Annotated in this window: 34 protein-coding genes; 8 read left to right on the forward strand and 26 right to left on the reverse strand. The window is 55.9% G+C overall.

Annotated elements, in window-relative coordinates; all coding sequences use genetic code 11:
- Positions 1-102: 102 nt before the first annotated feature.
- Positions 103-723 carry an alpha-ketoglutarate-dependent dioxygenase AlkB family protein gene (locus RO22_RS19410; protein ID WP_035537972.1) on the forward strand — a complete coding sequence of 207 codons (621 nt, stop codon included), beginning with the start codon at positions 103-105 and terminating at the stop codon, positions 721-723.
- 49 nt (positions 724-772) lie between these two features.
- On the opposite strand, the gene RO22_RS19415 is transcribed toward RO22_RS19410, so the two are convergent.
- The 4 genes from RO22_RS19415 to cysP are packed head-to-tail and all read right to left on the reverse strand — an operon-like array spanning position 773 to position 4,582.
- Positions 773-1,867, reverse strand: a complete 1,095-nt coding sequence (locus RO22_RS19415; protein ID WP_027958423.1) for a sulfate/molybdate ABC transporter ATP-binding protein — start codon at positions 1,865-1,867, stop codon at positions 773-775.
- Positions 1,864-2,691 carry a sulfate ABC transporter permease subunit CysW gene (gene cysW / locus RO22_RS19420; protein ID WP_009287981.1) on the reverse strand — a complete coding sequence of 276 codons (828 nt, stop codon included), beginning with the start codon at positions 2,689-2,691 and terminating at the stop codon, positions 1,864-1,866. The genes RO22_RS19415 and cysW overlap by 4 nt, the downstream gene beginning before the upstream one ends.
- Entirely contained in the window at positions 2,691-3,545 is an 855-nt protein-coding gene (gene cysT, locus RO22_RS19425) for a sulfate ABC transporter permease subunit CysT (RefSeq protein WP_009287982.1), read from the reverse strand. The genes cysW and cysT overlap by 1 nt, the downstream gene beginning before the upstream one ends.
- Before the next feature lie 26 nt (positions 3,546-3,571).
- Complete coding sequence (cysP, locus tag RO22_RS19430) at positions 3,572-4,582, reverse strand: thiosulfate ABC transporter substrate-binding protein CysP (protein ID WP_009287983.1); 1,011 nt, start codon at positions 4,580-4,582, stop codon at positions 3,572-3,574.
- A gap of 252 nt (positions 4,583-4,834) precedes the next feature.
- On the opposite strand from cysP, the gene rpe reads away from it, so the two are divergent.
- Positions 4,835-5,527, forward strand: a complete 693-nt coding sequence (gene rpe, locus RO22_RS19435) for a ribulose-phosphate 3-epimerase (RefSeq protein ID WP_039860090.1) — start codon at positions 4,835-4,837, stop codon at positions 5,525-5,527.
- A 14-nt stretch (positions 5,528-5,541) separates the two neighbouring features.
- Here the strand turns inward: rpe and RO22_RS19440 are convergent, their stop codons facing one another.
- The gene (locus RO22_RS19440; RefSeq protein ID WP_041159136.1) at positions 5,542-6,840 is read right to left on the reverse strand and encodes an NAD(P)/FAD-dependent oxidoreductase; all 1,299 of its coding nucleotides are present in this window, start codon (positions 6,838-6,840) and stop codon (positions 5,542-5,544) included.
- A 103-nt stretch (positions 6,841-6,943) separates the two neighbouring features.
- On the opposite strand from RO22_RS19440, the gene RO22_RS19445 reads away from it, so the two are divergent.
- Entirely contained in the window at positions 6,944-7,687 is a 744-nt protein-coding gene (locus RO22_RS19445) for a phosphoglycolate phosphatase (protein WP_052475719.1), read from the forward strand.
- A gap of 18 nt (positions 7,688-7,705) precedes the next feature.
- Here the strand turns inward: RO22_RS19445 and RO22_RS19450 are convergent, their stop codons facing one another.
- Positions 7,706-8,620 (reverse strand): metal ABC transporter substrate-binding protein, encoded by a 915-nt coding sequence (locus tag RO22_RS19450; protein WP_009287987.1) that lies wholly within the window; start codon positions 8,618-8,620, stop codon positions 7,706-7,708.
- 633 nt (positions 8,621-9,253) lie between these two features.
- Here RO22_RS19450 and RO22_RS19455 point away from each other — a divergent pair.
- Positions 9,254-10,468: a tyrosine-type recombinase/integrase gene (locus RO22_RS19455; protein WP_041159137.1), complete on the forward strand. Its 1,215-nt coding sequence runs from the start codon at positions 9,254-9,256 to the stop codon at positions 10,466-10,468.
- Here the strand turns inward: RO22_RS19455 and RO22_RS24310 are convergent.
- The 19 genes from RO22_RS24310 to RO22_RS19545 form a co-directional block, all read right to left on the reverse strand.
- Positions 10,419-10,622, reverse strand: a complete 204-nt coding sequence (locus RO22_RS24310) for a helix-turn-helix transcriptional regulator (protein ID WP_022522810.1) — start codon at positions 10,620-10,622, stop codon at positions 10,419-10,421. The genes RO22_RS19455 and RO22_RS24310 overlap by 50 nt on opposite strands.
- A 10-nt stretch (positions 10,623-10,632) precedes the next feature.
- The gene (locus RO22_RS19460) at positions 10,633-11,148 is read right to left on the reverse strand and encodes a hypothetical protein (protein WP_041159138.1); all 516 of its coding nucleotides are present in this window, start codon (positions 11,146-11,148) and stop codon (positions 10,633-10,635) included.
- Positions 11,145-11,651 carry a hypothetical protein gene (locus RO22_RS19465; protein WP_041159139.1) on the reverse strand — a complete coding sequence of 169 codons (507 nt, stop codon included), beginning with the start codon at positions 11,649-11,651 and terminating at the stop codon, positions 11,145-11,147. Before RO22_RS19465 ends, RO22_RS19460 begins: the two co-directional genes overlap by 4 nt.
- Complete coding sequence (locus RO22_RS19470) at positions 11,648-12,016, reverse strand: hypothetical protein (protein ID WP_041159140.1); 369 nt, start codon at positions 12,014-12,016, stop codon at positions 11,648-11,650. The genes RO22_RS19465 and RO22_RS19470 overlap by 4 nt, the downstream gene beginning before the upstream one ends.
- Positions 12,013-13,587 carry a DNA cytosine methyltransferase gene (locus tag RO22_RS19475; RefSeq protein ID WP_041159141.1) on the reverse strand — a complete coding sequence of 525 codons (1,575 nt, stop codon included), beginning with the start codon at positions 13,585-13,587 and terminating at the stop codon, positions 12,013-12,015. Before RO22_RS19475 ends, RO22_RS19470 begins: the two co-directional genes overlap by 4 nt.
- The gene (locus RO22_RS19480) at positions 13,584-13,880 is read right to left on the reverse strand and encodes a hypothetical protein (protein WP_052475720.1); all 297 of its coding nucleotides are present in this window, start codon (positions 13,878-13,880) and stop codon (positions 13,584-13,586) included. The genes RO22_RS19475 and RO22_RS19480 overlap by 4 nt, the downstream gene beginning before the upstream one ends.
- On the reverse strand, positions 13,877-14,113 hold the full coding sequence (locus RO22_RS19485; protein ID WP_041159142.1) for a hypothetical protein: 237 nt from the start codon (positions 14,111-14,113) through the stop codon (positions 13,877-13,879). The genes RO22_RS19480 and RO22_RS19485 overlap by 4 nt, the downstream gene beginning before the upstream one ends.
- Entirely contained in the window at positions 14,106-14,405 is a 300-nt protein-coding gene (locus tag RO22_RS19490) for a hypothetical protein (protein WP_041159143.1), read from the reverse strand. Before RO22_RS19490 ends, RO22_RS19485 begins: the two co-directional genes overlap by 8 nt.
- Complete coding sequence (locus tag RO22_RS19495; protein WP_041159144.1) at positions 14,398-15,330, reverse strand: recombination-associated protein RdgC; 933 nt, start codon at positions 15,328-15,330, stop codon at positions 14,398-14,400. Before RO22_RS19495 ends, RO22_RS19490 begins: the two co-directional genes overlap by 8 nt.
- An 81-nt stretch (positions 15,331-15,411) precedes the next feature.
- The gene (locus RO22_RS19500) at positions 15,412-15,624 is read right to left on the reverse strand and encodes a hypothetical protein (protein ID WP_041159145.1); all 213 of its coding nucleotides are present in this window, start codon (positions 15,622-15,624) and stop codon (positions 15,412-15,414) included.
- Complete coding sequence (locus RO22_RS19505; protein ID WP_152618925.1) at positions 15,621-15,887, reverse strand: hypothetical protein; 267 nt, start codon at positions 15,885-15,887, stop codon at positions 15,621-15,623. Before RO22_RS19505 ends, RO22_RS19500 begins: the two co-directional genes overlap by 4 nt.
- A 51-nt stretch (positions 15,888-15,938) precedes the next feature.
- The gene (locus RO22_RS19510; RefSeq protein WP_041159147.1) at positions 15,939-16,994 is read right to left on the reverse strand and encodes a hypothetical protein; all 1,056 of its coding nucleotides are present in this window, start codon (positions 16,992-16,994) and stop codon (positions 15,939-15,941) included.
- A 10-nt stretch (positions 16,995-17,004) separates the two neighbouring features.
- Positions 17,005-17,325 (reverse strand): hypothetical protein, encoded by a 321-nt coding sequence (locus RO22_RS19515; protein WP_041159148.1) that lies wholly within the window; start codon positions 17,323-17,325, stop codon positions 17,005-17,007.
- Complete coding sequence (locus RO22_RS19520) at positions 17,322-17,627, reverse strand: hypothetical protein (RefSeq protein ID WP_041159149.1); 306 nt, start codon at positions 17,625-17,627, stop codon at positions 17,322-17,324. The genes RO22_RS19515 and RO22_RS19520 overlap by 4 nt, the downstream gene beginning before the upstream one ends.
- A complete protein-coding gene (locus RO22_RS19525; RefSeq protein ID WP_041159150.1) occupies positions 17,624-17,995 on the reverse strand; it encodes a hypothetical protein in 372 nt (123 codons plus the stop codon). The genes RO22_RS19520 and RO22_RS19525 overlap by 4 nt, the downstream gene beginning before the upstream one ends.
- Before the next feature lie 23 nt (positions 17,996-18,018).
- Positions 18,019-18,231: a hypothetical protein gene (locus RO22_RS19530; RefSeq protein WP_041159151.1), complete on the reverse strand. Its 213-nt coding sequence runs from the start codon at positions 18,229-18,231 to the stop codon at positions 18,019-18,021.
- A 3-nt stretch (positions 18,232-18,234) separates the two neighbouring features.
- The gene (locus RO22_RS19535) at positions 18,235-18,546 is read right to left on the reverse strand and encodes a LuxR C-terminal-related transcriptional regulator (protein ID WP_041159152.1); all 312 of its coding nucleotides are present in this window, start codon (positions 18,544-18,546) and stop codon (positions 18,235-18,237) included.
- An 886-nt stretch (positions 18,547-19,432) separates the two neighbouring features.
- A complete protein-coding gene (locus RO22_RS19540; protein WP_152618926.1) occupies positions 19,433-19,687 on the reverse strand; it encodes a hypothetical protein in 255 nt (84 codons plus the stop codon).
- A gap of 93 nt (positions 19,688-19,780) precedes the next feature.
- Complete coding sequence (locus RO22_RS19545; protein ID WP_152618927.1) at positions 19,781-20,215, reverse strand: helix-turn-helix domain-containing protein; 435 nt, start codon at positions 20,213-20,215, stop codon at positions 19,781-19,783.
- A 558-nt stretch (positions 20,216-20,773) separates the two neighbouring features.
- On the opposite strand from RO22_RS19545, the gene RO22_RS19555 reads away from it, so the two are divergent.
- Positions 20,774-21,067 (forward strand): hypothetical protein, encoded by a 294-nt coding sequence (locus RO22_RS19555; protein ID WP_041159156.1) that lies wholly within the window; start codon positions 20,774-20,776, stop codon positions 21,065-21,067.
- Here RO22_RS19555 and RO22_RS19560 read toward each other — a convergent pair.
- On the reverse strand, positions 21,064-21,333 hold the full coding sequence (locus tag RO22_RS19560; RefSeq protein ID WP_041159157.1) for a hypothetical protein: 270 nt from the start codon (positions 21,331-21,333) through the stop codon (positions 21,064-21,066). The genes RO22_RS19555 and RO22_RS19560 overlap by 4 nt on opposite strands.
- Before the next feature lie 87 nt (positions 21,334-21,420).
- Between RO22_RS19560 and RO22_RS19565 the strand changes: the two genes are divergently transcribed.
- The 3 genes from RO22_RS19565 to RO22_RS23930 are packed head-to-tail and all read left to right on the forward strand — an operon-like array spanning position 21,421 to position 23,279.
- The gene (locus RO22_RS19565; protein ID WP_041159158.1) at positions 21,421-21,726 is read left to right on the forward strand and encodes a hypothetical protein; all 306 of its coding nucleotides are present in this window, start codon (positions 21,421-21,423) and stop codon (positions 21,724-21,726) included.
- The gene (locus RO22_RS23925; RefSeq protein WP_052475721.1) at positions 21,716-22,645 is read left to right on the forward strand and encodes a helix-turn-helix domain-containing protein; all 930 of its coding nucleotides are present in this window, start codon (positions 21,716-21,718) and stop codon (positions 22,643-22,645) included. Before RO22_RS19565 ends, RO22_RS23925 begins: the two co-directional genes overlap by 11 nt.
- A gap of 22 nt (positions 22,646-22,667) precedes the next feature.
- Entirely contained in the window at positions 22,668-23,279 is a 612-nt protein-coding gene (locus tag RO22_RS23930) for a replication protein P (RefSeq protein WP_152618928.1), read from the forward strand.

Here is a 23,279-nt window from a genome sequence, read left to right on the forward strand (position 1 = left end):
AACCGGAATGTGAAGGCTTATGGTTTGAGGCGTCGGGGTTGGCTTCGTGCCACGGGGCGGCTGGCGCCGCTTTCCGCGGCTTCGGGCATTAGAGGGGTGAAAATGGATCTGTTTGAAAACGACGATATGAAGTTGATTAATCTGCTTCCAAGGGATGGTGAGGTTTACTACCACGGCAAAGTCTTGGATACAGTTACCGCCGATATGTATCTGGATAAATGCCTAAGCGAATTAACCTGGGAGCATGATCGTGCGTTTATTTACGGCAAAGAGATCGTTACAAAGAGGAAAATAGCCTGGTATGCGGATAAGCCGGTTTCCTATACATACTCAGGATATACAAAGATGGCGTTAGTATGGCCTGATTTTTTACGAGAGATTAAGCAGGTGGTGGAGAGCCACTGCGGGGAGATGTTTAATTCGTGTCTGGGTAATTTTTATAGCTCAGGCGATGAAGGCATGAGCTGGCACAGTGACGCCGAAAAAGACCTTGTTGAGAGTGGATCAATCGGGGCGTTGAGCCTAGGCGGCGCAAGGAAATTTTCGTTTAAGCATAAGCCAACAGGGGAGAGCGTGTCGCTTAATTTAGAGCACGGCAGTCTGTTAATTATGAAAGGTACTACACAACAAAACTGGCTACATAGCCTGCCTAAAACCAAGAAAGATGTTGAGCCGCGGGTGAGCCTGACCTTTAGGCAAATGCGTTTTGAGCTAATGCGATGAAACGTCAACGCTAGCTGCTCCATTTAGGGCAGCTAGCGCTTCCGTAGCGTTATGCCACGCGGCTTTGCTCCGTTGCTTTCGACTCAGCGTTGGGAAAGCGTCGCCAGTGGCGGGGGTGGGCGAATAAGCGTTGCCCGCGGCGAAGCGCCAAGTGCTCAAAGTCAGTATGGCGCACGGTAGCCAGCCAAGGCTGGGCGAGCCAATCCGCCTCCAACTCCACGCGCACTTCTGCGCCCACCGGCGAGATCGCCGTGATAGTGACCGGTAGGTGGCTCTCAGAGGTGGGTTGCTCGGTTAACCGCACTTCATGGGGGCGTAGCAGCAGCTCTTCATGGCCATCGGGTAGATCCACGTGCCAATAGGCATCGCCACAGGTAAGTACGCCGTTGGTCACTTTGCCTTCCAGATGGTTCACATCGCCTAAAAACTCAAACACAAAGCGGTTTTTGGGCTCCCGGTAGAGCTCATCGGGAGTATCAATTTGCTCAATACGGCCGTTGCTCATGACTACGACGCGGTCGGAAAGCTCCAGCGCCTCTTCCTGGTCGTGGGTGACAAAGACGCTGGTGAAATTGAACTCGTCATGCAGGTGGCGCAGCCAGCGGCGTAACTCTTGGCGCACTTTGGCATCAAGTGCGCCAAAAGGCTCGTCCAACAGCAGTACTTCCGGTTCCACTGCCAAGGCGCGGGCTAGCGATACTCGCTGCTGCTGGCCGCCGGAAAGCTGAGCAGGGTAGCGGTTGGCGAGGTGCTCCAGCTTGACCATTTCAAGTAGCCTAAACACCCGGGCGCGAATCTCACCGCTGCTGGGGCGGCGTTTACGCGACAACACGGTCAGGCCAAAGGCCACGTTGTCGTAGACGCTCATATGGCGAAACAGCGCGTAGTGCTGGAAAACAAAGCCAATTCGCCGGTCGCGCACATGTACATTGGTCACGTCGCGGTCGCCAAACAAAATCTTGCTGGGTTGTGCGGTGCGGTCGGCATTTTCCAAGCCGGCAATAATCCGCAGCAGCGTCGTTTTGCCCGAGCCCGAAGGGCCAAGCAGGCCGACCAGCTCGCCTTCGTGAATATCCAGGTTGATCGGCTCTAACGCCTGGGTAGTGCCGAAGTGCTTAGCGATGTTGTGTAAGTGAATGCTCATGCAAATGCCTCCCGGCGCGCTGCGCGCCATTCCAGCCCGGCCTTGGCGGCGAGCGTTAGTAGGGCAATAAAGGCGAGTAGCGCCGCGCAGGCAAACGCCCCTACGGCATTATAATCCTGATAAAGCTGCTCAAGGTGCAGTGGTAGCGTATTGGTCTTGCCGCGTATAGCGCCGGAAACCACTGAAACAGCCCCAAATTCCCCCACCGCACGGGCGTTGGTAAGGATAACGCCGTACAGCAGTGCCCAGCGGATGTTGGGCAGTGTGACACGACGGAAGGTCGTCCAGCCGGTAGCGCCAAGCGTCACGGCTGCTTCTTCTTCACGGGAGCCTTGGGCCTGCATCAACGGGATCAGTTCCCGGGCCACAAAGGGGCAGGTAACAAAAATAGTCACCATGAGGATGCCCGGCCAAGAAAACATCAGCTGAATATCATGGCCGTCCAGCCAAGTGCCGATCCAGCCGTTGCGGCCATACAGCAGCAAGTAAATCAGACCCGCGACAACGGGAGAGACCGCAAAGGGGATATCGATCAACGTTTGCAGAATGCGCCGCCCAGGAAAGCTGAACCGCGTGACCAGCCACGCCAGGGCAACGCCAAATACCAGGCACACGGGAATGGTTAGTAGCGCAATCATCAGCGTCAGACCAATCGCGTGCAGGGTGAAGGTGTTACTGACATTCGACCAGAAAACCATAACGCCCTGGGAGAATGCCTGAGCAAAAATGGCCACCAGCGGCAGCAGTAAAAACAGTGCTGACAGCACCAGAGCGGCGCCTATCAGCAGGCGCCGGATAAGTGGCGCATCTCCAATTCGACGCATTACCCCTTACCTCCATGCAGACGGCGCACAAAGCGGCCCTGCCAAATATTAATTGCCAGTAGCAGCGCCAACGAGACAAACAGCACCACTGAAGCAATCGCCGAGGCCCCTGCATAGTCATACTCTTGCAGCTTGACGAAAATCATCAGTGCGGTGATTTCTGTTTCATAAGGCATATTACCGGCGATAAAGATGATCGCTCCGAACTCGCCTAGCGAACGAACAAACGCCAGCCCCGTGCCGGTCACCAAGGCAGGCCAGATATGCGGCAAGATCACGCGGCGAAAGGCCACGCCGTCGGTAGCACCCAATGACATAGCGGCTTCATCGACTTCCACTGGCATATCTTCCAGCACCGGCTGCACCGTGCGCACCACAAACGGGATGCTGGTAAAGGCCATGGCCAGGGCGATGCCCACCCAGGTGTAAGCGACTTGAAACCCTAGCGGCTCCAGCAATCCACCCATCCAGCCGCTACTGGCATAAAGGGTTGCAAGCGTAATGCCTGCCACTGCGGTGGGTAGCGCGAAGGGGAGATCCATTAAGGCATCGAGTAAGCGCTTGCCAGGAAAGTCGTAGCGAACTAACACCCACGCCAGCAATAAGCCAAATATGGCGTTGATAATCGCTGCAACGGCTGCCGCGCCAATGGTGACCATATAGCTGGCAACCACGCGCCCTTCGGTGATGATCGCCCAGTATTCGGCAAAACTAAGCTCTGCTAACTGACCGAACAGGCCCGTAATAGGGAGCAGCAGCACCAGCGAGATAAACAGCACGCTGATACCCATAGAAAGGCCAAAACCCGGCAGCACGCGGGTGCTGCCGGTTCGCCAGGAGGCAAGTTGACTCATAGTTCAGGCTGGCTCATGAGTGAATATTAGCGGCGCTGTAACTGGTCGAGAAGGCCACCACCCTCAAAGTGGGTCTCCATGGCTTCATCCCAGCTACCAAACACTTCATCCACTTCAAGCAGTTCGGTTTCCGGGAACTGGTCGGCGAACTCTTCGACCACGGCTTCGTTATGCACTCGGTAGTTGAAACCTGCCAGCAGGCGCTGAGTCTCTTCTGTGTAAAGGTACTCAAGATAGCTCTGGGCCAAATCGCTGTTACCGTTGCGCTCAGCATTTTCACCGACAACGGCCACGGGGAACTCGGCCAGAATGCTAACGGGTGGCACGATTACTTCGTAGTCGTCACTGCCATACTCTTTGCGAATGTTGTTGACTTCAGACTCGAAACTAATCAGTACATCGCCAATTTCACGCTCGATAAAGCTGGTGGTTGCGCCACGACCGCCGGTATCGAATACCGCCACATTGGCTAGGAAAGTGCGCATGAACTCTTCGATTTGCTCTTCATCGCCATCGAACTCGTTCTCGGCAAAGCCCCAGGCGGCTAAGTAAGTATAACGACCGTTACCCGAGGTTTTCGGGTTGGGGAAGACCATCTGTACATCTTCTTTGACTAAGTCGTCCCAGCTCTCAATTCCTTTAGGGTTGCCTTTACGCACTAGGAAAGCAGTGGTGGAGTAGTAGGGGGAGGCATTGTTCTCAAAGGCATCCTGCCAATCTTCGGCCACCAGCCCAGCATCGGCGAGTACCTGTACGTCGGTCACCTGGTTAAAGGTCACCACATCGGCACGTAAACCCTGAAGGATGGCACGGGCTTGTGCGGAAGAGCCGCCGTGAGACTGGCTAATGGCAATCTCTTCACCGTGTTCTTCCTGCCACCAGGCTTGAAACTCGGGGTTGATCGCAGCAAACAGCTCGCGAGCGATATCGTAAGATGAGTTAAGTAGCTCCCGCTCTTGGGCGGCGGCGGTTCCACTTACCGTAACGCCTAACGCAATAGCAATCAGGCTGCGGCGGAAAATTGTTGGCAGTGCCATAGAGAAACTCCTTAAAAACAGTAGGCGCTTAGTGTCGCAATATTGGCAAGATTAAATCTATCAATGTGGAATTACAATCATGTTTTATATTCTATTTAAGAATATATGTGTGATGCCATGCAAAGAGCTGATACGTGGTTCTGCTAAGCAGCTCTGCTAAGATAGCGGCCTGGCTTTGCTCTCTTGCCTGCACATTCGCAGGTATATCGAGTGACTACCCTTCGTCTACTGATTGATAAGCAGGAATGGAATATGACCGCTGCGCAGGATTTCTTGATTGCACCCTCTATTTTATCGGCTGACTTTGCCAGGCTGGGTGAGGAGGTGGATAACGTGCTGGCTGCAGGCGCGGATGTGGTGCATTTCGACGTCATGGATAATCACTATGTGCCCAACCTGACCATTGGGCCCATGGTGTGTAAGGCGCTGCGTAACCATGGCGTCACGGCGCCCATCGACGTGCATCTAATGGTTAAGCCGGTAGACCGCATGATCAACGACTTTATTGAGGCGGGTGCCAGCTATATCACCTTTCATCCGGAAGCGTCTGAGCACGTTGATCGCTCGCTGCAGTTGATCCGTGATGGTGGCTGCAAAGCCGGCCTGGTATTTAATCCGGCCACGCCGCTCTCCTATCTCGACTATGTGATGGATAAAGTCGATATGGTGCTGCTGATGAGCGTCAACCCAGGCTTTGGTGGGCAATCCTTTATTCCCGGCACGCTGGACAAGCTGCGTGAAGCGCGGGCGCGTATTGATGCGTCAGGACGGCCTATTCGCTTGGAAATCGACGGTGGGGTGAAAGTGGATAACATCGCCGAGATCGCCGCAGCGGGCGCCGATACCTTTGTGGCAGGTTCCGCCATTTTCAGCGCCCACCAAGCCAGCGACCCGCACGGCTATGACACGGTGATCAAGCAGATGCGAGCGGCGCTGGCCAAGTAATAAATAAGTGTCGTTTAGTGCAATTTCATGCGCGGTTTTAAGTAACGATTAAGCTTATCGACCAGCCAGGCCAGCCCCGTCTTCGGCGCCCCATGAATAGAGAGTTGGTGCATCCGGTAGAGCGATGCATAGGCTTGGCGAGCCAGCCAGCCCTCTAAAAACAGGCCGCGGGAGGCGGAGCTGCGCATTAAATTGCCCACAGCATCGTAGCGGGCCAGCGATACCAGCGAGCCGTGATCGCGATAGCGGAAATCGGCTAGCGGTTTGCCTTCCAGTTTATTGACCAGGTTTTTGGCGAGCAGCTTAGCCTGCTGGTGAGCAGCCTGGGCGCGAGGAGGCACCGTGCCGCTTTCACCCATCGGGCAACTGGCGCAGTCGCCTAGAGCAAAAATTTTCTCATCATCGACGCTTTGTAGGGTGCTTTTTACTTCAATTTGGTTTTTCTTATTCGTTGTCAGGCCTAGCTCCGCCAAAAACGGCGGCGCTTTGATACCTGCTGCCCACACGTTGATATCGGTCTTGATCACTTCATCGTCACCGGTGATCAACTGATGCGCCTGAGCTTCTTTAACGGCGGTATCGGTATGGACGGTTACGCCCATGCTCTCAAGCTCTGTTTTGACAGTTTGGCTGACCCGCTCAGAAAGCCCTGGAAGCAAGCGCGGCGCCGCTTCCAGTAGGTGTACGCTGATTTGCTGGTGATCCACGGACGTCACCCCATAGGCATTGAGCATGCGCGAAGCGTCAAATAATTCGGCCGCAAGCTCTACCCCTGTTGCACCGCCGCCGACGATACCAATGGTTAACTGAGTATGTTGGCGTAGGTTGGGGTCGGTATAGCGCAGAAAGGTGTTGATCATATCGCGCTGGAACGCCTTGGCCTGCTCGGGTGAATCAATAAAGTGGCAGTGCTCTGTCACGCCGGGCGTGCCGAAATCGTTGGAAACGCTGCCTATGGCCATGACCAGATAGTCATAGGCAAGCTCGCGGGCGGGTAGTACCTCTTGCCCATCTTCATCATGAATCGGCGCTAATTGCAGCGTCTGTTGCTCGCGATTAATGCCGGTTAGCGAACCGCGCTGATAACGGTAGAAGTGAGCCGATGAATGTCCGCGAAGATCCACCTCGTCCATGCTGGAGTTCAGTACGCCGGTGGCCAGTTCGTGGAGCAGCGGTTTCCATACGTGGGTGGTATTGCGATCCAGCAGCACAATTTCTGCGCGTTTGCGCTTACCCAAGGTGCGGCCTAATCGTGTGGCAAGGGCTAAGCCGCCAGCACCGGCGCCGACAATCACGATTCTGGGAGTGGGCATATCACTACCTCCTTAACTAAATTAGCCCCAGCATAGAAGGTTCTGATGCGTCTGACTAATGCGAACGTTTGCTTTGAGCAGGTAAAATGGTTTTTAAATCAAAATGGGGCAGAGCGCATTGAAAATACATCCAAGCCACTACTCAGAACGACACCCAGTGCTACAGGGAAAACGGCTAATTGCCTTCGACTTGGACGGAACGCTGATCGATTCAGTGCCCGACCTGGCCGCTGCCGTGGCACGCACGTTAAGCGAGCTGGATTTACCCGAGCCGAATGAGACAAAGGTGCGGGATTGGGTGGGCAACGGCGCGCCGGTATTAATGGAAAGAGCTCTGAACTGGGCGTTGCAAGCCGTGCCAGATTCTAGCCTGCAACAGCGTGCCTATGATGCGTTTATGGTGCACTACGGCGCTGCGCCCAATACCCTGACAACGCTCTACCCTGGCGTAAAGCAAGCCCTAGAGGCGCTGTACCAGCAAGGTCTGACCCTGGTGCTGATTACCAATAAGCCCGAACGCTTCATTGAGCCGCTGTTAAATCACTTCGAGCTGCTGAACTATTTTACCCTATGTCTCGGCGGTGATTCTTTGGCCGAAAAGAAGCCCCACCCATTGCCGCTGCTTCACGCCGCGCACTATTGCCAAATACCGCCAACTGAATGTGTGATGGTCGGCGATTCACGTCACGATATGGCGGCTGGAAAGGCGGCAGGCTTTACTACTCTGGCGCTGCCCTATGGTTATAACCATGGGGAGCCGATAGAGAATAGCCATCCCGACCTAGTGCTCAGTTCGTTAACTGAATTGCTGTTGAACGCACCTCGACCCACAAAGGTCATTGACTAGGCTTGGTCGGTCGCTTACTTACTCGGCCGTGGCGCCCCCTAGCGCGGTATGCATCACTTCAGCGTTATGGCGCAGCATGTCCGCGTAGTTGGCAGCGGGGCCATCTTCACCGCTCAGCGAGTCGACATACAGCGGACCTGCTAGGGGCAGTGAAGCCTCCCGGGACAGGGCGTCCATATGGATACTAGGTGTAGTGCTTTCAAAAAACAGCGCAGGGGGGCGTTTCTCGGCAAGCTGTTCGCTGATCTTGGCCATTGCCTGGGCGCTGCCTTGAGTCTCATGGTTAACCCCCCACACCCCTTGGGCATCAAAGGCGTAGGCGCGGGCAAAATAACCAAAACCTGCCTCACTGGTTAGTAATGTGCGGTTAGTTTGTGGGATACCTTCAAGCCGCTCTTTTACCGCTTGGTTAAGATTGTTCAGCGCCCTGCGTGCCTCGTCAGCGCGGGCATAAAACGCATCGGCTTGCTCGGGTAGATGCTCGGCCAGGGTCTCAGCAATGACATCGATGTAGGCTGCAGCGCCCTCTGGATCCATCCACATATGCGGGTCTGGCTCGCCTTTATACTGTCCGGTGGAAATCGTCAGCGGCGTATAGTCGGCCTTTTTAGCCACTTCCACTAGCGTTAGCTGGTCGTCAGACATCGCCTCAACATGGCGTATCCAAGGCTCTAGTCCAAGCCCGTTATAAAACACAATATGCGTCTCTTCTAACGCCAGTACGTTGGGTGGGGTTAGCTCCCAACGGTGAACATCTTCTCCCCGTGGCACAATGACATTGACGCTGACAGTGTCACCCGCCACTCGTTTGACCAGCTCCTCCATGACTGAAAAGGAGGCAATTACGCGCAGCGTTGTGTTGGCATAAGCTGGCGCAGCGCTTATCAGCGCGACGAATAAGAGCGCCCACACCCAGGTAAACCACTTTGACATCCCACGCTCCTAACTGGCTAAAAAAACTATCGAAAAAGACGGCAGATAATAAAGACTGCGGTGGCCCGTTGCCAGTTCCACTGCAATGCGAGGCCGCAAGAAGTATTACCCAAGGGAGGATTCCCTCAAGTGAAAAGTGCCACTATGCTGAATAGTATTACACTCCTAAGCATAGCGTGCCTTATGACTGGCTGAACGGTTTCTTATTCGCGGCATCGGTGTGGCATCCCCAAAGCTGTGATTTATCGCCCATAGCGCTGGTGGTCTAAAGGGGAGGGGGCTGGTTGACACTTAACCCCTGCAAGGAAGTGCTCGGTTGCGGTATCATCACTCCATTCACGGTTTAATCTGTGGTCGAAATGACACAACGGAGTAAGTGGGGCAATGGCGCAAGCTCAGTCGGTGCATAAACAGCCATCACAGGAACAGTCAGCGCAAAAAGTGGTGATGCTGGATAATCACGACTACCCTCCATAGTACTGTATATAACTCCACGAAGCGAAACCGACCCCGCTAGACGCCTCGCCAGTTCTACATATCACTCCATAAGACTCCACATAAATTAGGCCTAGACCTGGGTAATATCCTGGGTAACACTATCAGCACACTCATTTTCACGAGAGCGTTACCCAGGTGCCGATCTCAGATACCAAGGCTCGCAAGGCTTTACCCGCTGCAAAGCCGTATCGCATTCCAGATGCAGACGGCCTTTACCTCGATGTTCGACCCAGTGGCAAAAAGTATTGGCGCATTCGCTATTTTCTGCACGGAAAAGAAAACCTCTATACGCCCGGGCAGTACCCGCAAGTCACGCTAAAAGAGGCGCGTCAGCAGCGGGACGCTGTGAAGCATAACGCTAGCCAGGGTATCGATCCCAAAGCACTGCAGCAGGAAGAGCGCGACCGCTCACGGCGTAGCCAGGAAGATTCATTCGAGTCTATCGCTCTGGAGTGGTGGGAGAAGCACCAGCCCCGATGGACTCCTCACTACGCCCAGCAAGTTAAAAAAGGCATAGAGCGGGAAATGCGCCCGGCGTTTGGCTCTAAAAACATCCGGCAGGTTACGCCCGCCGATGTTTTGCGGCTGGTTCAAAAGGTCGAGGCCCGCGGAGCGCCATCGATCGCTATGTTGGTACGCCAGTGGATCGCTCAGATTTACCGCTACGCCGCCAGCACGCTTCGCGCCGATCATGATCCAGCGGCCCCTATAGAGGGAGCGGTGCAGCGGCCACCGGTACAGCACAGCAAGTCACTAGCTGCCGAAGATCTCGCCACGCTCGCTAATCAGATTGATACAAAAGGGGGCTGGCGGATTAATGTATTAGCGATGCACGTACTAATGCGCACCATGCTACGCACAGGAGAGCTTCGGCAGGGCCGCTGGGATGAAGTTGATTTCATGCGCGCTGAGTGGCGCATTCCTGGCGAGCGCATGAAGATGCGGCGCCCACACGTTGTTCCGCTATCAACACAGGTGGTAGAACTGCTTCAGGAGCTTCACAGCTATACCGGCCACATGCCCTTGATGTTTCCATCATACCGGCACCCGGCTAAGCCGATGAGCAACACGACGATCAATAAAGCATTAGAGCGTATGGGCTGGCAGGGCAAGTTCAGCGGTCACGGCTTCCGATCGACAGCCTCTACGTTGTTGAATGAACATGGCTGGCGCGGTGACTTGATTGAAAAGCAGCTGGCGCACATGCCAGGTGACAAAGTGCGCGCTGCTTACAACCATGCTGACTATCTAAAAGAACGGCGGGAGATGCTGCAGTGGTATAGCGATTATATCGAGGCCATCATGCAAGGCGCAGCCGCGCCTCTGGTGCCTGCTCGTATGCGTGCATAATCCACTCATCAACGTCAGACTCCAGCCACCGCACACCGCCAGTTGCCAGCTTACGCCCTGGCGGGAATTCCCCTTCACGTATCATCGCGTACAGTTTGCTTTCGCTGTAGCCCACGCGCTCGCTAACGGCTTTCATCGATAGTAGTTTTGCCATGTCAGTCTCCTCAGTCTGCCGTATGCCGCTGACCACCAGGGCCGTGGCCTTTGCCCCTCCGCCATTCCTGTTCCTGGCGGGCGGTGCTTTCGTCTATCGCGTGCTGGCGCTGCTGCTCGATGAGCGCTTGCACCGCTGGGTTCTGCGCGATGCGCCGAAGGTTGCGCAGTTCATGCTCTTGGCGCGTGATTATCGTGGTGGCCACCGCGGCGAGCTCCCACATTTCTTTTGGTGCTTCGCCCGTTTCCAACACTTTGCCCAGGCCGTAGCAGCCACCGCAGGGTTTGTCCTTATTGCCTTTGAACTGGTCGTGACCGGCACCCAGGCATACTGGGCAATCGTCGGGCGCAACCGGGCGCCAGTTGTCGCTCCAGTCATCCATCGTTGTCAGGCTTTCAGTCACGCGATCAATGTCTTGGTAGACAACGAACTGTTGCCCCTCTAGCGGCCCGACACCCCAATAAGTAGTCACTTGGCCAAAGCGCCCACCGCTTTCGCGGTGGGTGTGGGTGGGTTGCTGGGTCATTGGTGGCCCTCGGCTTGCTTGCGCAGCGCTTGCAGTTCTCCAGTAGCTCGGTTGTGCGCTAGGCCTGGCGTTAAGTAAATGCTGATAAATCTCTCTAAAGCTTCGGCCTTCTGTGATGCATCGCGGCTAGCCAGTATTTTGCGCGCCATTTCTTCGCTGCACTCTGCGATAAGCTCCATTGCGTCGCCTGCCTCTACCTCATTTGAGGCGTGAATCAAGTCTGTAGCAGCGTCTTGAAGCTTCACAAAAAGCGCCGCCAGGGCATCTCGCTCGCGCATCAGCTGAGCGTTCATCCTTATCTGCGCTTCGTTCTGCTGCATTAATTGGGTATTGCTGTCAGCCAGCGCATCGCGTTCAGCTTTTAAGCCCTCTGCGTGGATTGAAGCGGTCGCGCCTGATGCGATACGGCTCATTTCCCGCCAGAACTCCCCGGCGTTGTAGTTGCTGAGATCCCGTAATAATAGCTTTAGCTTTCCGCGTGCGTAGTTGTGATCGATGCTCACGCTGTCTTCCTCCCGTGCTCTGAGTAATGGCGGAAGGCTAGTTCCGTCAGCTCGTATTCCTTTTCTAGCGCGCCTTCCACTTCTTTAATCAGCGCCGCCGCCAGTAGCTTTTCGAGCGTCGTTAGCACGCGCTTATCAGTCCATCCACGCCCTTTGCCGGGTCGCCAGCATGACAACAGGTGATCCAGCGACTGGATGCCCACCGGCGAATAGAAAAAGCGCTTTAGCACTATCTCGCCATCGGTCATCAGGTCTTCAGCGTTCATAGCGTCGATTCGCTGCTGGCGCTTACATGGATCCAGCGCCGGTTCCGTAGCGATATAGCGGGCGTTTGTCTCTAATAGCTCATCAAGTGCAGCGCTCACGCGACCTCGCTTAGCGGCATGTACCGCTGTTCGTGTGTGAAGTTGGCTTCTACGATTGCCCGGGCAAGGGGTGGGCATACGCTGTTGCCGATCAGGCGCACTTGCTTGTGCTTCGCCAGCGGCTTGCCGTCGATGTGGGCGAACTGGTAGCTGGCGGGGAAGCCTTGCGCCATGGCGAGTTCGTGTGGCTGCAGCATGCGCATGCCAATATCAACGATGGCGTATTGCTCGCCTTCGATCATGACGGTGACCAATTGGAACCGGTCTTTCGTGGTGACCGTGGGCGCTGGCTGGCGCAGGTCGCGGCCTGTCTCACCAGATCCACTGCCGTAGTAGGGCGCCAGGAATGCCGCTGTCAGATAAGCGTGTGTGGTGCTGGCGCAGATCGTGGTCAGCGGGTGGCGTGCATCGTTCGCGCTGCGCTGGCTGCCTTTCATGTTGATCATGAAGGCGCTGACCAGGGCGTTATGGTCGGTGGTGGTGACCGTGGGTAGCGGGTCGCGCAGATCCGCACCGACGACGCCGGTGTAATGCTTGGCGAGGAACGCTGCGACAACCGCGTGCTTTGCACCTCCCGCAACAACAGTGCCTAACGGCTTATGCAGGTCTAGGCATCGTGGCGCTTGCCCTTTGCGCTCACCATACCCAGTCTGGATTAGAGTGGGCGTCACTAGCGCATAGCCAGGTGAGGTGGTAATGGTTTGCAGCGGCTGTAGCAGCGACTGACCACGGAAGGGCGTGTAATAGTCGGCCGTGTGGTTCAGCTTCACGATAAACGGCTGCTGGTGATTCACGACATAGCGAATCACACCCTTGGCGATCCGGTTAAGCGTGGCGGTGGCCAGTGGCTTTTTGCGGTCGAAAATCGAGGGGCAGGGTAGCGACCAGTCGATACACTCTGCAGCCGTACGCCACGGCTTGAGATTACGGCGCTGGATAGCGGGCAGCTTTGGGTCTGCGTGTGTTGGCTTCGGCCATACAATATGCAGGCCATCACGGCGGGCGATCAGGAATAGCCGCTTACGGATTGTTGGCGCGCCATAGTCGCAGGCGCGCAGTAGCTGCCAATCGACCTTGTACCCATGGCGAATGAGTGTTCGCACAAAGCCCCGAAAGGTCTCTCCTTTGCGCGCAGGGTCAGGACGTACCTTGCCATCGGCACCTTTGATTAATGGGCACCAGTCCTGAAACTCTTCGACGTTCTCCAGCACGATCACCCGCGGTTTTACTTTCGCCGCCCAGCGAGCAGCTACCCACGCCAGCCCGCGTACGCTTTTGGATACGGGCCGTCCGCCTTTGGCCTTGCTGTGGTGGCGGCAGTCAGGGCTAAACCATGCCAGCCCAACGGGCATGCCCTTAGTGGCTTGCTCGGGGTCTATGTCCCATACGTCCGCGACTGAATGCTCGCTGCCTGGGTGGTTGGCGGTGTGCACGGCGATGGCGGTGGCATCGTGGTTAATAGCCAGGTCAACCGAGCGGCCTAGTGCCTGCTCGATACCTTCGCTTGCACCGCCCCCGCCGGCGAAGTTATCAACGACGAGCTCATGGCCGAATAGGTTTAGGTTGCTCATAACGCCATGCCCTCCTGAATCGCTACCCGCGGCTCTGGCCGATTGATAACGTCAAAGCACTCGATGTGCGGATCTGGCGCGTGAGCGTTGCAAATCTGCGTAGCAAACACTTGCACGCCATGGTGATCGCAACGGCCGTAAGGCGTGCGGCTTGGCTTTTGCTGTAACGACGTGCGCTGCTGAAACGGGCAGTGCTTGTCGTCATCAAAGCCAAGGTGCTGGTATTGCTGGCAGCTCACGCAGGCTTTGGGCGAATACATGAAGGGCTCTGTGCTTGGGCGTTGGTTGCTCACTGGCAGCCCTCCTTGAATTTATCCAGCGCGACGTTAGCCTCTGCCCATTTTTGATGCGCGTGCAACTGGCGCTTGCTGTCGATTGCCTCCAGCTTGGTAACCAGCGCATTGCTTAGGCGTAGCTGCTCAACGATCTGCAGCATGCTCGGCCAGCTGAGGGTGACGCCGCCATCGTTCTGGCGTTTGCGGCATAGCTCCAGTAGCTTTTCGGGGTCTATGGATGGGTTAGGCATGCTGGTCACCTCCGATCATTTTCCCGGCGTCGGCTATATGGTTCAGCGGGCGCGCTAGCGGTGAGCGCTTGGCCTGCTCGATGTAGCTGGCGCGAGCCTCTTGCTCTTGGTGTTCGCGAACGGCATCGCTGACGCTGCCGCGCTTTTGGTGGGCAATGAGATCCATGCCTCGCTTGCCCGCGAGGTGTCGGCTGTAAACGGTGCCTTTAGGCAACTGGTAGCGTTGAGCAAGCCGGTTAAGCTCGATCTGCTCGCCCGTGTGTGGGTCGGTTGTCATGATGGGGTCATGCATTGCTGGTTGGCTCCCGCCGTGTCTCGCCGCCCAGCCATTCAACAAGCCGCTCAACATTGGTGCGCAGTCTGCCCGCCATTAGGATGAAGTCGGTTTCAAAGCGGGCTAGGGCGTCGTCGCCATCGTCGGCGTGGTCGGCCTCCTCGATGAGAGCGTCACCAAAGCGAATCGACTTAAGCGCTAGATCGTCATGGAGGATGAACGAAAGCTGGCCCTCGATGCTCAGCGCTAACTTGCTGGCGTGGCGTCCGCTTTCGAGTAGCTGCTGCATTTCGTCGCTGTCGAGATCCACCTCACGCCCACGCACCACGCCGTTATCGCCCTTGGCTTTTAGCTCTACGTTGTCGCCTAGCTGCAGGTCGGCAGGGCGGCTGGCTGTGTCACCTAGCCAGGTGGTCATGGCGCGGATGGGTAGCGTCTGCGTTGATAGTGGTGTGACCTTGAGGCTGCCCAGGGTTTGGCGTAGTAGGTCGAGTACGTCCTCTGCGCTTGACCGGCTGCTGGTGTTGACGCCGATTAGCTGGCGCTCGGTGTCCCACCAGAGGTCTATCTTTTGGCTGCGCACGAAGGCGCGGGGGAGTAGCGCCTCGGTGGCCTGTTCTTTGAGTGCCGTTTTCTCTTTGCGCGTGACCTTGCGGCCTTCGCTGGCTTCGATCTCGGCGACTTGCTCGTCAACTTCCTCTTTCACCACCGAGGCGGGGAGCATGCGCTCTTGGCGTAGGGCGCTAATCAAGCGGTGGCCTTGGATCTCGTGGAGTAGCTGTCCACCAGCCAGGCGACCTGCTGGCGCTGTCCAGCCAATGCGGCGAGCGTCGGCATTGCCCAGGGGCTTGGCGCGATGCTCGTCAAGAATAACGGCCATTTGCTCGGGGCTTAGCAGCTGCTGCTCGTGGATCCGGTAGAGGTGTAGGTGTTTGAACCACATGTTAGGCGTCCTTTTGCTTGTTCTGGTCAGCGCCCTTAGCTGGCGCTGGCTTAAAGATTCGGTCGAAGGCGGCTTGGTCGATCATGTGCGGCTATCCAGTTCAGCCAGAGCATCGCCGCAGCTAATGGCCGTGACTTCGCAATCGGGCGCGTGGCTGGGGCTCTCAAATAACGGGAAGGCTTCGACTGCTTGCTTGATGGCTGAGTCGGGGCTTTCGCTTTTCACGGCAACGATCACGGTTAAGTAGCGCGTGTTTTGCTGGCCGGTGAAGGGATGGAATTCGCTAGGCGTCATTGTGTGTACTCCTGCCAAACGGTTTGGGTAACGGGCTTATTGCGCTTCATGACCTGCACTTTTTTCGGGAACATGATGCGCAGGTCTCGCGCCCGCCCTGACCGCTTCGCGATCTCGATAAACTGCTTGGCGTACTGGGGCGCATCGAACGGCGCACTTAATGGCACCTTTCGCTTGCTCTCCATGATTACGTTGAAGCGCTCCAATACCCGCTCCTCGTACTCGCTCACCGACTCCCCCGGCTTGGGGGGGGGTAGAGGCACGGGCTAGCTGCAGGGCTTTGCATTCGGTCATGCCGTATACGCGGAAGGTGCTCATGCTGCCTCCTCAAGCGGTACCGCCTTGGTCAGGTCGTCTTCAGTGATGTAGCTACCCAGCTCGGCGCGGGTGTATTTGCCTGCGTCGTTGGCGCTATTGCGATAGCCGCAGAAATTGGGCGCATACCACGCGGAGTGGCCTTTGTGCCAAATCAGGTAAAGCGGCTCGTTTTCGGGGAAAAGGACTTCTTTCAGCACCTGGGCGCGCTTGAAGTCCATGACCTTGATGGCCTTTGCCATTTCACGTTCTAGGCGCTGGCGGCGCTGGCGTTCATTGCGCTTAACCCGAAGGCAGCCAGGGTTGTGTAAGTAGATCTCAGAGGCTTGGCTGCAAAAAACACCATACTTGCCAGTGACCACATACCAGCTCTGGTTAAGATTGTAATAGGCGGTGCCGGTAACGATGCGGCCTTTGCTATCGAGCGTGTAAACGCGGCAGCCATGAGTGATGGTTTCACCCTCTGCTGAACGGGCATTGCATTCCGTGCCGATGCGAGCGTGACCTAGCTCTTCGACGTAGTGGCAACTGGAACGCATTTCACGGTCTACCCACTCAAGAGCAGTGAGCCCACCAGGGCCAGGGCGCCGGGTATTGGGGCTGTAGTCTTTAAATCCGTACCCAGCAAACACATTGCAAAAGTAGTCACGTAGCCGGTTACGGGTGCGCTGCATTTCCAAATGGATCAGGTAGGGCATACGCTGTTCTTTATCGAACTCGTGACGGCCTTTACCGTCTTCGCGGGTAATGTTGGCTACGTCCTGCCACATCTGAAATTTAACAGTGCGTCCGGCTATTTCTAGCTGGCCCTGTAGATCACCTTTTGTACATGTGCGGTGGTCATGAGCGATGCAGCGGTATTCATCGGCTTCATCCCACTCGCCAACATGCCAACCCAGCCGGTTAAGCTGCTGAATAAAGCGCTTGAATACCTGCTTACGAAACAGCTTTTCCCATTCGTTCCACTGGGCAATGCTGGTGCGTTCCGGCTCTTCCCAGATGTTGATGCTGGCATCGCCAAAGGTCACGGTTCCTGAACGGTTTATCTGTGCCATCGTCATCACCTCAAAACTGAACAAACTGGTTGAAAGGCACGGTGTCGGGCATGGCCAGCCGTGCGGGGGAAACGTCAATGGGTAGCGCTGGGCCTGCTGGGCGCATACCTGGGCAGCTTTCCTCGGCTATGCCCTTGTAGTCGGGCTGGCCGGTGCGAAGCTCTAGCGGCACGCCGCGGGCTTCTTCGGCGGCCCATACCGCGGCATCGGTGCAGTAGGCGGTCAGCCAATCGTCTTGCTCTATGGCTTCGCCTTTAGAGAGCTGGCCCAGCGCCAGGACGGCTACCACGGCGGCGCCTGCGAGCAGGGCTCGTTGGGTTTTGGTGCTCATGCGGCTAGCTCCTGTGTTGGGCCATCGGTTTCGAGCGGGTGGCGCTGTAGGTTGATGCGCTGTTCTACGTGAGCACCCCAAAGCACATCGCGCAGTGCGTTACGTGCGGCTAGCTCAGTGGGTAGCGGGGCGTTCGTGCGCACGATGATCTTTGTGCCTTCCTTGCCGATGAATGCAGGCAGGTAGCCGCCACCGATCACCGGTTCGGCATAAATCACGGTGCTGTGCAGGGTGTAGCCGTCTTGCATGGCGAACAGGCGCCAGTGATTGATGACGAACTTGAGGCTGATGACGTGGTTCATTGGGCTGCCTCCGCTGGCGCTGGGCCTGCGCTTTCGTGCAGCAGCGCGGTTAGGTGCTCATTGATCGCGCAGAGCTGGGTCAATCCGCTGGGCTGGGTATAAAAGCTCGCTAGATGCCGTTGGCTTTCATGCTGGGCGTTGCGCGTGGCTAGCCAGCTATCGCAGAAAATGCCGTGCTGTGAGGTCTCCAGTTGCACTGCGTATTTGCGCTGCAGGTTCACGGCTAGCGCCAGCTCTTGGCATTGCATGAGCGTGATCGTGTAGGAGGTCGGTATGCTGTTGGCAGTCAGCACGTCGGTAACGGTTTTGGGGGCTTGTAGGCTCATGCGTAGAGGCTCCCTAACGGTTTTGGGGGCTTGTAGGCTCATGCGCAAAGGCTCCTGCTGCTGGCTTATGTCAGCCGGATGAATGAACCGAAGCTCTCAACCACACAGTCACGAGCCTCCATGGAAACGACGGCGCCTTGCTTGGCCGTGCGAACGACGAGCATTACCTGCAAGTCTCCACCGCGGGCCACAGCCTGATGCGCCAGCTTGGTCATGCGCGCGCCTTTGAGTTCGTCTGCCATTGCCGCTAGGGCTTGTTCGATAGTGTTAATAGCCATGGGTCACACCTCCCGGCGTAGCTGTGTATGAGGGCGCTGCATGCGCAGGCGGGCATTGTTGCGGTACTGGTCGTCGCCACTGTCGGTAGCCATGAAAAACGAGAGCGCCAGCACCAGCGCAAGACGAATCCATTCCTGGGTAATGGCCAGGGCAACCAAGTGAGTAGTGTTGCGGGCCTTGACGCGCTCGCAGGCCAGGATGATGTGACGCCGCACGGTGCCTGCTGAACGGTGCATCATCGCTGCGCACTGTTCAGCGGTATTGCCTTGGGCAAGGAGTGTGACGATCTGTATTTGGCGCTTGGTGAGGCTCATGGCTGCGCTTCCTTATGATTCGTTTTATGTAATTTATGGCACAAACCATAAAACGTCAAGACTAAGCCATGATTTAGGCATAAAAAAATGCCGACTCAAAGTCGGCATATCTTCCTTAGGGTGAGTGCTGCTCTATTTAAGGTTCGTCTTGGAGCCTTCGGCCCATTCAATAAGAGCTAGGTATAGATCGCTGCTGGCTGGGATGGGAGAGCAAGGTAAATCCTCGACAGCTACAAATCGGCAAGGGAGTTCGCTGCTTGGGATGTTTGCTTGTGGTATGAGCGCGCTTTGCTGGCGCTGACTATCGTTCATTTTTCTTTGCCCCATGACCAATACCTGTATCTATATACAGTATATTGAAAGTAGTGGTTTGACCACCCCTCAGGGGCATTGGCAGTGTAACTGGAGGGGTATGGATGTACTGGTTGAAACAGGACTCAAGCGCTCGCGCTGTTCGGTTCATCGGTTCGCCTCATCTCAGATTGGTTCTTCTTCCATTCTCCATGGATCGCGTTAGATGCAAGGGCGTCAGCGATTAATGAACGTTAATGATCTGCGCCTTGCATATCGGGCAACCTGTGTTAGGGCAATGATAAACAGTTCTGTGGTAACGAAAAGCGCCCAAATTGACGTGTTTAGATATACAGTGGTATTTGCTTAGGCAATAAAAAAGCCGCCTAGATTGGCGGCTGATGAGATGATGCTGAGCTCTAATGCGGGCGTGCAGGGAGCCCGTTAGATTCTTTACAGCGTCACCTGTAGTGGTGGGGCGGCGATCTTTTCTTGGTTAGTGCCGGATCGGCGTTGTGCTGCGACTAGCGTTTCAAGTTTAGCTATCGCGTCGTCAAACCTTTCCAGGCGCTCATTGTACTTGGCGAGCAGAATGCTATTGCTCGCCTCCGTTGTTGGGCAGGATGCCTCTGCGTTCATATTCACCTCTTTCTGCAATAATAAGATCTCCCATGAGATCCTTAATACTGCGCTGTAAGGCGCTTATCTCCTGGAATGATGAAACGATACTCTCGCATTCAGGCCTCGTAAACACTTGGCCAGATGCTATTAACTTTTCAACAGCCTGGATTAGGACTGCTTGAGAAGCAAGGTTTGCATCACTCATTTTCAGCATTGCTGTGGTCATCATGCTTAGCTGCTTGTCTATATATTCCTGGTGCTCGGCCACTTGTCCGCTACTCCGATGTTGAATGTATATATCTATTTATGAACGCCCAATCTTTTAACTGTCGTCGCTACGACCTTCAGCCTCATATATCAGCTTGCCGAGAATGTTGGATTTTGATTGCCCCTGTTTCAGCATTTCGAATGCCGTCATAGCTAGGCGGGCGCCTGCCATAGGGTCAATACCATCATCGAGTGTGGCTCGCACCAGAGCCTCTTCCACCATCTCAAGCGCCATAACTGTCAGGTCGGATTCAGCAACCTGTTCGGACTGCTGTGGGTCGTCAGTTTTACATGCCAGGTAGCGAGCGCTCACCCCGTATTTGTTCGCAAGGGCGACCATAACGCTTGGGGGTACAGGCGTTCGCCCATGCTTCCAGTCGCCAACTGTCTGGGACGACCTGCCAGCATCGGCAGCGATTTTGGTGTTGATACCATGATCCGAGGGATGCTGATGCACTTCCTGTGCGCGGGTCTTTATTCTCTCCCACACCCTTTTCCTTGTCTCCATCTCTTCATGAGAAGGACTTTGTGACGGCTGAGCAGTCATGTGTCAGATGCTCCGATTCTGGCAAATACCAGGAAAAATCAAGTTAACGCCATATCTTAGCCGCCCTGGTCACGTTAGTAATTCATCAAATTTATGGAATTTCTTGTATCTGGCATGGTTTAAACCATAATATAGCGATTATAACCATGATCTAAGAGGTAGGTATGACTGACATTGCTCAACAAACTCTTTCGCAGGCACCAGAACCTGCTGTAAGTGTTCCTACTCGCCCTGTAACCCTTAGAGATGTCATTAAAGACTGCGGGGGCGCTTCTGCTGTCGCTGCAGGAATGGGTGTTGCGGCTCCAAGCGTATACGGATGGATGAGCCAAGGTCACTTACCTCTATCTGAGCTACATGGGAAGACTAATTACAGCGATCAGCTTGCCGCTATGCAGCAAAGCATGCGGCTGAGTGCGGTTGAGATTCGGCGACTAGGGCTTCGCCTCTAATGCATTGCCTCGTATTTACAAATCCAACCAAGGCGCCAGGGGGTGCTGTATGAGCTTAATTGAAGAGTCACTTCGGCTGGCGCGTACGCTTCGCAATGTCGAGGAGTGGACTGGAAACGAGCATTACATAACGCACGACGCCACTGATTTTAGTTTGTGGATTGGTAATGGTTTTCACGGGCTGTGTGTGTACTGCCCCAACGCCAGCGCTAAGCAGGAAACGCGCGTTTACCGGTATGGCTTTTTTTGCTCCTTGATCATTTGGTTTGGTGGTGCGCGCTCCTGGTACAAGGCAGTTCGAGAAGTCCAGACGCGACGCACCAGCTTCAAGGGTGGCGTTTAATGATTTTCCTCGTCCATCTTCAAGATCAACTGAGCGATGGCGTCGCTCAACTGAACCCCTGTTTGGCTTCCCATCAAGGATTCAACTTCGGCCAGGACTTCAACTCTGGTATCAACCTTGGCGCCCGAAATAATGCCCAAGCGCTCTTGCATTTTGTTGTCCATAGCGTTGCCGCTTCGCTTTTCGAGCTTATCCAGCCTGCCAAGTATTTCAGCCTGAAGCACCAGCACGGCTTTCAGCATTTTCTGTGTGTCGTTTTCAGCCACGTCGTTTTCCTTCTATGGGTGGGTGGTGTCGCAACTGCCACTTTAGCGGGTGGCGGCGTGGCTTTCTATTTGGGGAGGCGCTGACCTATGCAATACCGCATCGTCATTGATCAGCCCGAAGCCTTGAGGCATGGCCTCAACCTCCAACAGGCAGCCATGCTTGCTTATGTGCGTGAAGCATCTCGCTGGGCCGAAGAGGTTAATCAAGGCGGCGTTACCTATCGGGCCATCACTAAACGTCAAATCATTGAGGCCCTGCCGTTGCTGACGGATAAGCCAGATACAGCTTACCGGCTGCTAAAAGTGCTTGAGCACAAAGGCTTGGTAGCTTTGTCGCACACTGAGTTTTCTACGCTGGTTAGAGTGCTTGACGGAGGTGGCCATGTCCGTTGAAGCCATGAGCTGGGCGCTGAATCAACAAGCGGTGACTGACCCTGCCGCCCGCGCTGTCTTATTTGGCCTCGCTAATCATGCTCATCATGACGGTAAGCACGCCTTCCCAAGCGTAAGTCTGCTTTGCCGCTACACCGGCTTAGCACCTCGCACCGTTAAGTCAAAGCTCAAGCTTTTAGTCGAGCTAAAGCTGATCAGAAAAGGCAACCAGCGCGTAGTCGCTGCCATCATCGAGCGTGCAGATCGTCGCCCAACAGTTTATGACCTGGACTTGAATGCAGGCTTAGATTTGGCGGCGATTGAAGAAGATGAGCGGGGTGCTTGTGACGCACCCCGAGAAGTTGAGCGAGGTGCAACAGATGCACCCCGTGAAGGTAACGGGGTGCATTTGACAGCAGAACGGGGTGCGACAGATGCACCCGAACCGTCCTTAACCATAAACCCCTCTCTCTCTGACGCAGGCGAAGCTCAGTCGAACATCTTCGAGCAAGCCGCCCAGCAAGCCGACGACGGCGAACCCGCTGCCGACGATCTGACCCAGCCCCGCAAAACTGCCATGCACCTGGACTGGGAACCAGAACCGGAAACCTATGCCGCTTCCTGCTGGCAGCGAGGGCTGGCGCCGGATGCCAACGTACACGCCGCGCTGCTCGACTTCCGCGAACACTTCGCCGCCCAGCCAGAGCGAACCAACACCCACGCCGATTGGACACGCCGATTCGTGCGCTGGGTATTTGAAAATCAACAACGCCAACAAACCGCCGTAGCCACTGCCGGAGGCAACCATGCAAACCGCCGCAACAGCACTCCAAAACGCCGTCTCACCGCTCAGGAAGCGCGAGCAGCCCACGAAGGCAGAGCGCCAGAGCCGCCAGGGCGAACGTACGAAGGCGAGTGGGCCAGCACTGACCGCTTCTGACATCGACAACCTGTTCAACGCCATGGGTGAGATGTACGCGAGCAAGTTTGTCAGCCAGTGGGGCGCATTCGATGAAACCGGTGCGTGGTGGGCAGAGCTGCAGCACTTCCAGCCTGCACAACTGGCGTTAGGCCTGCGCCGTGTTCGCCAGCAGGTTCAGGACGCAGCTCGAGCGAATGACGAAGCGTGGCCACCGACGCCGATCGCATTCGCGGCGATGTGCCAGCCGAAGTCGGAAGACCTGGGGCTGCCCAGTGAAGCCGAGGCATGGCGCGAAGTCACCGCAAACGCTCACCAGCCTGGGCGGCATCGCTGGAGCCATGAAGCCGTACGCATGGCAGGGCAAGCTGTTGGCTGGTGGGATCTGACCCACGGCGGGGGCGAAAGCCGTACCGATCGCATGGAGCGCCGTTTCCGGAAGGAATACGCCGCCCTGGTTAACCGCGTGATGGAAGGCGAGCAGCTGCAGGCCCGCACGCTGATTGGCCATGACAGCCAGTTGAACCGCGCTGAACGGGCAGAGCGCGCCAGCCGTGAAGCCGCCCAGCAACGCGCCGAAGCGGCGGGTATGCCGCAACGCATGAATTCAGAGCAAGGGATGCGCTGCCTACGCGCCGCCCTGGGAGGACGTTAA

It is taken from the genome of Halomonas sp. KHS3 (assembly GCF_000830495.1).
Lineage (GTDB): Bacteria > Pseudomonadota > Gammaproteobacteria > Pseudomonadales > Halomonadaceae > Vreelandella > Vreelandella titanicae.